The organism is Streptomyces sp. NPDC002276, assembly GCF_053891435.1.
Map to the genome: position 1 here is coordinate 566,776 of NZ_JBSFCQ010000003.1, position 11,524 is coordinate 578,299.

Annotated in this window: 8 protein-coding genes and 1 pseudogene; 4 read left to right on the forward strand and 5 right to left on the reverse strand. The window is 67.4% G+C overall.

Annotated elements, in window-relative coordinates:
- The first annotated feature begins 58 nt into the window (after window positions 1–58).
- Window positions 59–979 (forward strand): hypothetical protein, encoded by a 921-nt coding sequence (locus ACWIHT_RS11355; RefSeq protein ID WP_456166829.1) that lies wholly within the window; start codon window positions 59–61, stop codon window positions 977–979.
- Here the strand turns inward: ACWIHT_RS11355 and ACWIHT_RS11360 are convergent.
- Window positions 966–1,982 (reverse strand): annotated as a pseudogene (locus ACWIHT_RS11360) (RHS repeat-associated core domain-containing protein); the annotation flags it as partial. The gene ACWIHT_RS11355 and the pseudogene ACWIHT_RS11360 overlap by 14 nt on opposite strands.
- Window positions 1,983–2,572: 590 nt before the next feature.
- Between ACWIHT_RS11360 and ACWIHT_RS11365 the strand changes: the two are divergent.
- The 3 genes from ACWIHT_RS11365 to ACWIHT_RS11375 are packed head-to-tail and all read left to right on the forward strand — an operon-like array spanning window position 2,573 to window position 6,396.
- Window positions 2,573–3,409 carry a vWA domain-containing protein gene (locus ACWIHT_RS11365; RefSeq protein WP_456166831.1) on the forward strand — a complete coding sequence of 279 codons (837 nt, stop codon included), beginning with the start codon at window positions 2,573–2,575 and terminating at the stop codon, window positions 3,407–3,409.
- Window positions 3,406–4,227 (forward strand): hypothetical protein, encoded by an 822-nt coding sequence (locus ACWIHT_RS11370; protein ID WP_456166833.1) that lies wholly within the window; start codon window positions 3,406–3,408, stop codon window positions 4,225–4,227. Before ACWIHT_RS11365 ends, ACWIHT_RS11370 begins: the two co-directional genes overlap by 4 nt.
- A gap of 3 nt (window positions 4,228–4,230) precedes the next feature.
- Complete coding sequence (locus ACWIHT_RS11375) at window positions 4,231–6,396, forward strand: hypothetical protein (protein WP_456166834.1); 2,166 nt, start codon at window positions 4,231–4,233, stop codon at window positions 6,394–6,396.
- Here the strand turns inward: ACWIHT_RS11375 and ACWIHT_RS11380 are convergent.
- The 4 genes from ACWIHT_RS11380 to ACWIHT_RS11395 form a co-directional block, all read right to left on the reverse strand.
- Window positions 6,383–10,081 carry a caspase, EACC1-associated type gene (locus ACWIHT_RS11380; RefSeq protein ID WP_456166836.1) on the reverse strand — a complete coding sequence of 1,233 codons (3,699 nt, stop codon included), beginning with the start codon at window positions 10,079–10,081 and terminating at the stop codon, window positions 6,383–6,385. The two genes, ACWIHT_RS11375 and ACWIHT_RS11380, sit on opposite strands and share 14 nt — an antisense overlap.
- Window positions 10,078–10,476 carry a hypothetical protein gene (locus ACWIHT_RS11385; RefSeq protein WP_456166838.1) on the reverse strand — a complete coding sequence of 133 codons (399 nt, stop codon included), beginning with the start codon at window positions 10,474–10,476 and terminating at the stop codon, window positions 10,078–10,080. Before ACWIHT_RS11385 ends, ACWIHT_RS11380 begins: the two co-directional genes overlap by 4 nt.
- A 68-nt stretch (window positions 10,477–10,544) precedes the next feature.
- A complete protein-coding gene (locus tag ACWIHT_RS11390; protein ID WP_456166840.1) occupies window positions 10,545–11,225 on the reverse strand; it encodes a restriction endonuclease in 681 nt (226 codons plus the stop codon).
- The gene (locus ACWIHT_RS11395) at window positions 11,225–11,446 is read right to left on the reverse strand and encodes a hypothetical protein (protein WP_456166842.1); all 222 of its coding nucleotides are present in this window, start codon (window positions 11,444–11,446) and stop codon (window positions 11,225–11,227) included. Before ACWIHT_RS11395 ends, ACWIHT_RS11390 begins: the two co-directional genes overlap by 1 nt.
- Between the last annotated feature and the right edge of the window lie 78 nt (window positions 11,447–11,524).

An 11,524-nucleotide genomic window follows, 5' to 3' on the forward strand; every position in this document is an offset into this window, starting at 1 on the left:
GTGCTCGCGGCGATCCCGCGGGCCCACCGATCGTCGACGGACAGGAACGGATGACTCAATGACGAGATCTACGACCGCGACCCGACCCCCGCTCGACCGTCCCACCCACTCGCCCCGCTCGCCCCACTCGTCCCGCTCGCTCACCAGCCGTGGCCGCGCGCTGGGCGTGGCGCTGGCCCTCGGCGCGTTGCTGGCGTCGGGAGCGACAATGACCCTCGCCGCTCCGGCAGTTGCCGCGACGGGAGACGTCAAGTGCCCGTCCACGGACTGCGTGCGGATCGCACCGGCGGCCGGCTCCCCTGTCGCCATCGCCCCCGACAACGCCGGCTCGGTGTACCTGGCGTACTCGGGCGGCGACCTGCTCAAGCTCGACCTGGCCAGTGGAGCGCTCAGCACGGTCACGACCGGTCTGGGCAACCTCCGCGGAGTGGCCGTCGACGGCGGCAACGCGTACATCACCAACTTCGACGGCGCGCTCCAGCAGGTCTCCCTCGCCACCGGCAGCCACCGCACCCTGGCCGCCGGCCTGCCCTCACTCTTCGGGGTGGCCCGCTTCGGCACCACCACCTACGCCACCGACACCAACGGCGAACTCATCGCCGTCCCGGACGGCGGAACAGCCCGCGTAGTCGCCACGGGCCTAGGCTTCTCCTACGGCCTCGCCTTCGACAAGGCTGGCCTCGCCTACACCGCGGACATGGGCCAGGGCCGCGTCCTCCAGACGAACGTGACCACCGGCGCGACCCGAGTACTGGCGAGCGAGGCCTACGAACCCACGTCGATCTCGGTCGGCGGCGACGGCCTGGTCTACTTCTACGTCGGCGACGAGGTGAAGCGCGTGAACCCCACCACCGGGGTCCAGTCCCACGTCACCAACCTCCTCGGGATCAACGCCTTCAGCTTCTCCCTGGCGGCATCCGGCGACGCGTACACCGCGAACGACGGGCTGTGGCGGATCAGCGGTCTTACGTCGCGATGAGGGGGTAGGCGGTTCGTGACGGGGGGGAGGGTGCCCGGCAGGTCTTCGCCCGGGCGGGCACCCTTCCTTCGGTCGACCGAGCGGATCCGGGTTCGGGGCTCTGCGCCCGGTCGAACGGTCCCATCCTGCGGCCGTGGATGTTGATCTCTCCGAGGATGCGGCGGCCCTGGACTACGAAGCCGGAAATATCACCGATGAGGGAGTTCGCACCCTCCGGACCCAGCTCACCGATGACGTTGTGGTGGCCGAGCGGAATCACGTTGTGGACGTTGCCGATGACGGTCCCGCCTCCCGTGATGACCGTTGTGCCACCGCGCACGTGCCCCACAAGGGTTCCGCCCCGGACGACGACGTCGCCGAACACGTCGCCGGTCCTGATCTCACCGGGGCCGACTGTGACGTGGTCGGGCCACCAGGTACCCGGCGGTGTGCCGCCGTCCTCGACCGCCGAGAGCGACGTGGGCGATTCGCCGGGGCGCAGGCCGGAGAACGCGCCGCCGAGTGCTCCGAGGAGCAGGTCGCCGGGGGTGGTGGGTTCGCACAGGGCACTGTCGAAGGCCCAGGTGTAGGCCGCGCCCACGCCCGCGTTGACCGTGGCGGCGGTGCCGCCCTCTTCCAGGCCGAGGAGGTCCACGGCTCCCGCGCCGGCCGCGGGCATGAGGAGTCCGGCGCCGAAGCCGTACAGCACGCCCTTGCACGCGGCGGTGCCGAAGCCGCTCCAGCTGAAGTCGTGGGGCTGACTGAGGGAGTAGCTGACTCCGCCGACGATACCGCCGATCGCGGCGCCGACACATTCGGGGCAGGCGCCGGAGGGGTCGGTGAGGGTGGTCGGGTCGTCGTCGGTGTAGGCGTACAAGGACGTGGCGGGGGCGGCGACGGCGCTCGGTGCGGGGTCGGTGCTGATGAAGCGGCCGGTGCCCGGGTCGTAGGTGCGGGCCCGCAGTTGGTAGCCGAGGGCGGTGCCCGCGGGGTCCTGGTACTGGCCGGTGTAGGCGAAGGGGTTGGCCGGTGCGCCGGTGCGCCGGCGACGAGGGTGGTGGCCATGGTGGTGCCGTACGCGTCGTAGCTGTACCTGGTCTGGTCGACCCCGGCCGAGCTGGTGAGGTCGGTGACGGAGCGGGACAGGTCATGGTGGTCGTAGTAGGTGCCGGCGCCGGTACGCAGGGTCTGGGCCTCGCCCAGGTGGTCGTAGCGGTAGTCGCCGATCAGGGTGCCGGAGCCGTTGGTCTCGTCGGCGATCTGGGGCAGCGGGTTGTCGACGTCCCAGTAAGTGGTGCGGGAGAGCATGCCGTTGGTCTTGGTGGTGGTCCGGTTGTGACGATGCCTTGCAGCGCGACCGCCCGGAGTTCCCCGCACATCTCGTCGTCGACCCGTTGTTCCGGATCCGCGCCCGCACCTGTGCGGGATGGCCGGAAATCGTCGGCGAAAGCGCACAAGTGACCGTTGAGTGCGCAGATCGGCAACTCTGTTCCCCTGCGATGCCCGCACCAGGGCCGATAGTCTGCAACTGGTCAGGAAGGACAGGTCCGGTGAGTCGCTCAACAACACCCGGAGAAGTCCTTCACGTCAACGGGGGAAGGGTCCCGCGCCGGCATGCCCTACACAGCCGAGATCAGCCGCACAAGTCCGACCTGCTTCATTTTTCTGGTCGACCAGTCCACTTCCATGACCGATCCGATCGGTGGTGAGGACCCCACGAGGAAAGCCGACGTAGTGGCCGATGCCATCAACCGGCTCCTGACCGAACTGTCGGTCAAGTGCGCCAAAGAGGAAGGCGTACGCGACTATTTCCATATCGCGGTGATCGGTTACGGAAGCGCTGTGGGATCCGCCTTCCAAGGAGAGCTCGCTGGGCGCGACTTGGTTCCTCTGAGCGAGGTCGCCGACGCACCCGCGAGAATCGAGACCCGGGCGAAGAAAGTATCGGACGGTGCCGGCGGGCTGGTCGAGACCACGGTGCAATTCCCGCTCTGGATGGATCCTGTCGCGCAGGGTGGAACTCCCATGAATCGCGCGCTCAAGTACGCCGAAACCCTCGTGGCGGCCTGGACCGAGCGCTATCCCGGTAGTTTTCCGCCCATCGTTCTCAATCTGACCGACGGAGAGTCGACCGACGGTGATCCCGCCACGTCAGCGGCCGCGATCACTGCGCACGCGACGGCTGACGGTCCGGTGCTCCTGTTCAACCTGCATGTCTCCGCGGCCGGTGGCGCTCCCAGCACGTTCCCCGATTCGGATGCCGACCTGCCCGACGACTACGCTCGCGCACTGTTCGCCATGTCGAGCCTTTTGCCCACCCACATGCGCTCCTACGCCGCTTCCCAAGGGCAGCGCGTGAGCGAGAGCACCCGCGGCTTCGTCTATAACGCCGACGTCACGTCCGTGGTCCAATTCCTTGACATCGGCACCCGCGCCACCGAACTCCGGTGACTTCGAGCGGCCTTTACCTCACCCGGCTTCTCGCGCCAAAGAACGGAAGTACAGAAGCCGAGTGTGAAGATGCCGCCCACATCGTGCCCACTCCACTGTTCGATGAGCTGGTCGAGGCCCCGCTGACCGTAGGCATGTCCGACGGAGCGACGGAGAGTGTCCTGGCCAGGGACTGGGCACATCTGTTGGCGGGGTCCGCCGCCCAGCACGCCTGGGAGGACGAACGGGTCTTTCTCGGTGGACCTTCTTTTGAGTCGTTCGCCCAAGCCGCTGTCTCGCTCTGGGGACCGTGGCTCGACAAGTACACTGCCGCACGCGCCGCACAGGGGAATCCCTTGAAGTGGTACGAGCAGGCGAAACTGACAGCCGGAGCGTCTGCCACCCTGTTGATGTTGCGCATGGACCCGGTACCGGAAGGCGCCTGGCGTTGGCGATGCGCCGCATTGGGTGACAGCTGTCTCTTTCACATGCGCGACGGGAAGGTACTCAGATCCTTCCCGGTAGAGGAAGCTGAAGAGTTCGGCGTCACTCCAAGTCTTTTCAACAGCCTGAATCGCGACAGCGCGTTGATCGCGGCCCGGACGCTGTTCACCGAAGGCGTCTGCGAAGCCGGCGACCGCCTGCTCCTCATGACCGACGCACTCGCCCACTGGTTCCTTTCGGCCGCGGATCACGCGCGGGTCCTGGGCGAACTGTCAGAGTTCTCGGGTCCTCACGACGGTCCTCGCTTTTCCGACTGGCTCCAGGAGCTTCGCGCGGAGGGCGCACTCCACAACGACGATGTGGCCGTCGTGCGCATTGATGTCGAAGGGCAGTGAGGCATGGGCATACAAGGGCCGCCGGCCTTTCCTTCGGGCCGGGAGTACCAGGAAGCACTGCAGAACACGTCGGTGTGCTTTCGGGACCGTGAACTCAGTGGAGCCCGGCCGCAGGTCAACAAGCTCGGCCTTCCTCGCCCCATCTCCGGGCAGTTCGCGAGCGTTTTCTCCCTGACGTCCACCTCAGGCCGCCGTTATGCCCTGAAGTGCTTCACCTCTTACGTACGCGATCAGCAGGACCGCTATGAGGCGATCAGCGACAAGCTGTCCGGCATCGATCCAAACTCGCTATCACAACCCTGGCGCATCGGCTTCGACTATGTGCCGGACGGTATTCTCGTCAACGGGTCACGCTTTCCGGTCCTGAAGATGGACTGGGTGGAGGCCGTGACCCTCTCCAACTGGCTCGACCATCACTACATGGACAGCACGGCAGTGCGGAAACTCGCCGAGCGGTTCGCTCAACTCACCACGGATCTGGCCGCGCACGACATCGCACACGGCGATCTGCAGCACGGAAACCTCCTGGTCGCCCAGGACGGTACCTTCCGGCTGGTCGACTACGACGGCATGTTCGTACCGGCGCTGAAGGGACGTCACAGCACGGAACGCGGACACCGCAACTACCAGTCCCCGGCGCGAGACGACGACTTCGACAGCAAACTTGACCACTTCTCGAACTGGGTCATCTATCTCGCCCTGCACGCCGTCGCGGCAGATCCGTCCTTGTGGACACGCCTGCACGAACCGGACGGCGAGTACCTCCTGCTGGCTGAGGACGACTTCAAGGATCCCGCCGGATCCGTGCGTCTCCCCACTCTGCTCAATCACGCCGACAGCACCGTGCGCGACCTGGCAGAACAGATCAAAATACTGGCCTGGCAACCGTTACCGCACGTCCCTCGCCTCTCGGTGGCGGTCGTTCCCACGTCCGCTTCTCGCATTCCCGGCCCCAGGACAGGTGCGGGCCGACGGCCCGACTGGCTTGACGGTCACGTCGCCGCCACCGTTGCCGCGACAGGGGCGGGCGTATCCGCAACGCCCGCGGGGTCACTTCCGGTCAAGTACACCCACCGCCGTACGGCGGATGTACTGCTGGGGCTCCTGCTGCCGCTGGCTGTGCTGGCGCCGAGTTCACTCGCTCTCGCCCAGCTGATCTCCCCGCTCGTCGCGGCACTGTCGTACGGCGGAACCATGGGCGTCACAGCGCTCACCACCCGCACGACGCGTGGTACGCGTCCGGAGACCAAGGCTCTGCGGGCCCACCTGAGTCAACTCCGGGAGAAGCGCCGAGCCGCCCTCGGCCCAGTACGGGCCGCTGACCAACTCCAAAGGGAGCGGCAGGAGTTCGACACTTCAGAGACCGCCCGGAAGAGCCAGCTCACAGCCGCTCAGTCAAAACTGGAGCGCGCCCACGACAAGGCGATCAAGACGGCGGAGAAGAAGAAGGTCCAGGACCAGCAAGCCGTCGACAGAAACATCGCCGCCCTCACAGGGCAGCGCCGGGCGGCTCTGGACCAAGCTCTGGTGAGTCACCGCAAGGAGTTCATCGACGGTGGGCTACGCAAGGTCCGCCTCGACGAGAAAGAGCTGACTGGCATCGGACGGTCCCTCGTCCAAGCCCTCGCCGCGCAAGGAGTCCGGACTGCGGCGGACTTCACCGGCATCACGTTGGTCGCGGCAGGTGGTCGGTACAACAACGTCACAGGGCTGATCAACACGGCAGACGGGCGCCGACTCGACATCAAGGGAATCGGTGAGAACCGCGCCAACACATTGGAGGCGTGGCGAGTACGGCAGTACGCCCGCGTCTCCTCACGCGCACCATCGAGCCTGCCCGCGGCCAGACGCCAGTCCATCGAAGCCGACTTCGCACGACGCGAGGCGGATCTGGGCCGCCGGCGACTGGCGACGGAGACCACGGCCCGAACAGTGCGCGAAGACGCGGGGAAAAAGCTTCGGTCAGGCCTCGCCAGACTCGCCGGCGAAGACCAGGTCGCCGCCAACCACGCTGCCCAGCAGCGTCAGCAGTTCGCTCAGCGAGCCCGACAACTCGGCGACGCACACGGCAGGTTGGCCGCTGTCGAGGCCGAGATCGCAACGGCCAGGCGGTCGGCGCGCGCACTGTCCTTGCTCCGCTATCTGCGCTTCACGGTCACTGGCCGCTGAGCCTCGACGTCACTCGTTCCGTTCGACCTGCCCACACCTGCCAGGCAGGCAGTCGCAGACCGTTCGGCAACAGGGCGGCATGGCTGAGGGCGAGCCTCAGATGACGAGCTTCCTCCATGCCTGCGGACGCCCCGTGATCCAGCTGGATCTGGGCCGCGTCCGTACCCCGGCGGACGTCGAAGTCACAGGGGTATCCGTCGGCCGTGGCGTCCCGGTCGAGCAGGACGCCTGAGATCTTGTCCGTCAGGAGGAGTTGAAGCCGGTCACCGACCAGCTCATCGTGCTGTCCGGAGCCCGTACCGGACGAGGACAGCTCGGCCTTGGCCTCGGCCGCGTCCAGCAATGCGTGTGGCATCCCCGCACGGGCCGACCAGAAGTCGTGGTCGCCGAACACGATGAGATGCGAACGAGCGCGTGTGATGGCCACGTTCCACAGGTTGACCTCGCGGCAGAGCCAGTTGACCGCGCTGGGGCGCATCCTCGGGCCAGCGACGAGCGACAACAGGATCACGTCCTGCTGGCCTCCCTGAAAGGTGTGGACTGTACCGACCCGTACACGCGACTCGTACTGCCAGTGCTTGGCGATCAGGTCTTTCTGGGCTCGAAAGGGGGTGACCACGCCGACCGTCGACCCTTCGGGCAGCCGTTTCAACAACCGCTCGACCGATACGTGGACGCGATCCGCTTCTTGCTCGTTCACCCACGAACCATTGGCGCCTCTGCGCGCCGTTCCTGTCACATCGAGCCACTGCACCGCATCGACTCCTTCGAGGCGTCGCAGCGACCGGGGCTGGGTGAGGACGGTCAACCGGCCGCCGTAGCAGTACCGGTTGGAGATGCCGACGATGTCGGGATGGCAACGGAAGTGCTCGTCGAGCAGCAGCGTCTTTCCTCCCGCGTGGGCTGCCGCGTGGAACGAGGAGTAACGACGGTGATCGAGCCGGTGTTCGTCGAGCCAGCTCGCCCGTAGTCCCGCCCCCTTGTATGCCTCGGCCTCCTGCCGAGGCTGAAGTGTGGTGATGTGCTGCAACTGCATGGGGTCGCCGATGACGAGGGCCCGCCGCGCGCGGAAGAGCAGGGGTAGCACGTCCGCCGTGGAGCACTGGCTCGCCTCGTCGACGATGACCAGGTCGAAGAGGGCTGCCCGGTCCCGGAACCGCCGTGGGGACCTTGCGGTGACGGCCCAGCCGGACACCTGCGGCAGGATACGCTCCAAGGACGACCACTGTCGTGGTGACCGTGACTTCACGGCTTCGATGCGGTCGTGGATGGCCGCACGCGCGGTCGCTGCCTGCTCAGTCACCGCGGCCTGCAGCAGTGCTGCCGCTGTCTCCCGGACTCTTTGATCGGTCTCCCGAAGCCTCGTCGACAATGCACGGTCGTCCGGTGTCGCATCGGCTTCGACGCCTTTCTGCCGCCAGGCGGCCTCGGCCTCCGCGAAGGACACCAGTCCGGCGAACTCCGGGCGGCCTGCGGCCTGCACGGCCAACGGGGCGAGACCGCGCAGGCATCGGTTTCGCAGCCACCCTCCGAAGATCCCGAAGCGCACCGCCGTGCGAGCCCGGCGCAGCCAGCGGGCGAGGGACACATCGTCACCGAAGGCCGTACCAAGCCTCTGCGCGTCAGCATGATGTTGTTCGGCGTAGGAGAAACGCAGACGGCCGAGGTCTGCCAGTTGCCGCTCCCTACGGGCGACATCCGCGAGTTGACGACGCACTGCCGCCTGCTCCCGCAGCTGGTTCCTGAGTTCGCCCCGGTGTGTCTGGGAAGACCGGTTGGGCCGGACGCTGCGGGCCAGTCGCTCCAGTGTCCGCAGCTCTTCCTCCACTGCGGCCTGGTTGCCCGTACGGACGAGAAGCCCTGGGGCGACGGCTTCGCAGCGCTCCCAGACCTCGTCCACCGCCTTGTTGTTGGTCGATGCGACGAGCACCGTCTGACCGGCCGCTCTGGCGGTGGCGACCGCGTTGACGATGAGCTGGCTCTTCCCGGTGCCGGGCGGTCCGGTGGCAACGGTGAGCGTGCGGACCATAGCGGCCCGGATGACTGCCTCTTGCCCTTCGTTCAGTTCCAGCGGGGCGACGACCTGCACCTCCTGCTCGGCACTCTCGTCCGCTGCCGGATCTGCCTGCCCGGTGAGCGCCCCGAGCGCGGTACCGGCGAACTGTCCGATGCTCATCTGCAGCGTCTTGTAGTCCTTCATCAGCTGTGCGGTGGCCGCCGAGTCCGACCGTGCGGCGAAGACGATCGCCACATTGCGGGCGCCTTCGTGCGCGGCGTACAGGGAACTGCCGTCGCCGAGCGATCCGGGATCGAGATGCTCCGTGTCGGGGAGCCCCAACTCCTGCAGCAGGCTGCGCAGATCGCGGACCATGTCCGCGCGGAAGCCCGGCCGCCAGTTGGGCTGGTATGCGGCGAGCAGTTCATTGCCTTCGTCCTTGCCCAACCGGTCGAGGACGAGTTTGGGATGCAGGACGATCGGCCCGGTGGGCGTCACCACACTGTGTCCCTGTGGATCGCGTTCGACCTCGATCTGACGCATGGCGAGCGGGGCGCACACCTGTCGCTTGCCGTCGTAGAGGACGGCGACGGGGTATCCGTACCAGAGGTCGGTGCCATCTTTGTGGGCACGCTCGGCGAGATCCGCGACGCGTTCCGGCGCTTGTACCGTGGCTTCCGTGCCAGAAAGCAGGACCTCCTCTCCTGCCGGCCAGACCACACGGGGCGGATCGCTGCCCACCAACGGCAGCAGTTCGTCGGTGGAGTTCTCCGCCTCAAGACAGTGCTGGTAGTACGTCAGCAGCCCCGCGCAGTCGGTGTCGGTGAAGGCGGAGTCGTCGTACCTCGCCGGGGTGGCCTTGGCCCGTGCCGGTGTCGCCCCTCCGACGCCGTCGGTGACCGCGGTGAGCCCGGCGGGCAGCGGCTTGAGGGCGGGGATCTGACGGCCGGCGGAGGCATCGGCGAGAAAGATGTCGCCGGTCACCTGAAGACTGGACTGTGTCGGTGTCTGTCGGCGTCCGTCAGGTGCTTTCCGCAAGTCAAGGCTGATGTACCGGAACAGATCGTTCGCCGAGACGTGCCCGTCACCGTCCAGGTCGGCCTGTCCCGAGTGCAGGCCTTCGACGACGGCTCTGGTGAACTGCGAGGGCTGGTCCGCATCGGTGGTGAAGGCCTGCTCCCAGTGCTGCGACGCCGTGATGACGTACACGCCGCTGGCCTCGACCACAGGTGAGGTGTCCGAGTGCGAGACCCCCTTGCTGCGGAAGCCCTGCACCGCGCTGCCGCTGAAACAGCAGTCGAGCAGCAGGACTTTGCGCCGAGCGGCGCACTTCTCCAACTGGTCGGTCACGTAGGAGGCTTCGAGCGCGGTCTGCTGGAGCCGGTCCGCCTCTGTGTCCGTGGTGACGTAGTAGAGCTGACCGTCCTCACGGTCGTACGCGCCATGGCCGCTGAGATAGAGCACGACCAGCTCGTCCGGCTCGCGGTCCCCGAGAAACCGTTCGACGGCCTGCTTGATCGCCGTCTTCGACGAGTCCTCGACCCGAACACACTCCTCGTACCGGCCGACCGCCGGCATCTCCAGCACTTGGCTCAGGTAGTGAACGTCCGCACGCACGGAAGGCAGGGCCGGGAAGGCGACATCGTCATAGACGGCGGTGCCCACGAGTAAGGCATGGTTGCGGCTCATCGCTCATCCACCGATCCGGCGCCCGGCCTGTCAGGCCGGCCGTCCAGCAGCGCCTTCACCTCGCGCCCGGACACTCCGCCCTGGAACTCCGTGACCGATCCGTCGGCGGCCACCACGCGCACCTTGCGGCTCTTGCGCACCTCGACCCACGCCTTGATGGCAGTCCTCGCCAGCGCGAGGGTGCCCGTGGTGAGCACGAGCACGACCTCCGGGGTCAGCAGTTCCGACCCTTTCGCGCCGTCCTCCGTGACGTGCGGCGCTTCGGACGGAGCGAAGCGCACCTGCGTGCCGTCCAACCTCCGCAGCACATCACGGAGTTCGCGCGCTTCGAGCTCCGCATGCCGCGGGTCGGCGCCGAACACCTGGATCCGCACGGACCCGGTCTCGTCGGACATGTTCCCCCTCGTACCGTCAACTGGACTGCTCTGTAACAGGGTTGGGGCGTTGCTGATGCACCGTCACCCTAGTGTCTGGTCCGGCGCCACACTCCGGGCGCCCGGCGTCCTGGTCGTGCACCCTCGTCCGGAACCCGCAGGATTGTGTAGAGCGGCTCGCCCAGGTCCGCCCACCGCTCCAGCGCATCCCGGTCCACCAGACGTATCCCATAGCGTGGGCCGCTGGCTCGCGCCGCTGCCGTAAAGCCACCGGTGGTGACGATCACCGCGAAGTGGGCGCCGTGGTCGTGACGGTACGTGCCGTTGACCCGCTGCACGTCCTGGTCCCCGACCCTTCGGTCCGGTCTCAGCCGCTTGCACTGCACGACGACCCGTCGTCGCGAACGGTCGGTGACGAGTACGTCGGCGCCCTTGTCCCCGGCTCTGCCCACGTGCTGCGCGGTCAGTCCGTCGCGGCGCAGCAGGGCACAGACCGCCAGCTCGAACGCACGGGGGTCGAGGGCATCGAGATGCGCCAGCGAATACCGAACGGGCCCGGCGGCGAGCGCGGAACGGTCGGTCCATCTCCGCAGAGCCGACCGCCCCGGCTTCAAGCCCAGTCCCACCGCCACGGCAGTCAGCGTGACGGCCGCCCACACCGGCCACTGCTCGGCCGCCCGCCACAGGCCGCTGACCCCGACGAAGGCGCCGATGACCCATGCCCACCATGGAACTGCCGCCCACCCTCCTTGACTCCGTCTGCGCCGCATCAGGCAACCGTGCCGAAGAGCGCCCACACACCCCAGGCCAGCCCGAACAGCGCGAGACCAGCCAGGTCGGTGATCGTGATCAAGGTGAAGGTGTGGTCCCGGCAGCGCGCGAACAGCCCTTTGCGTCTGCGGCGACATGGCCGGTGGTAGACCGTCGGGCCCCCGCAACGCGACACCAGCGCGGTACCGCCGATCACCAGTAACGCCACGACGAGCAGCATCGGATCCCCCCGTTCCCCGACCCAAGCCTCCATGAGTAGCGGGAAAGCCTTCGTCCCTGCCAGTGCTTCTTCAGCCGA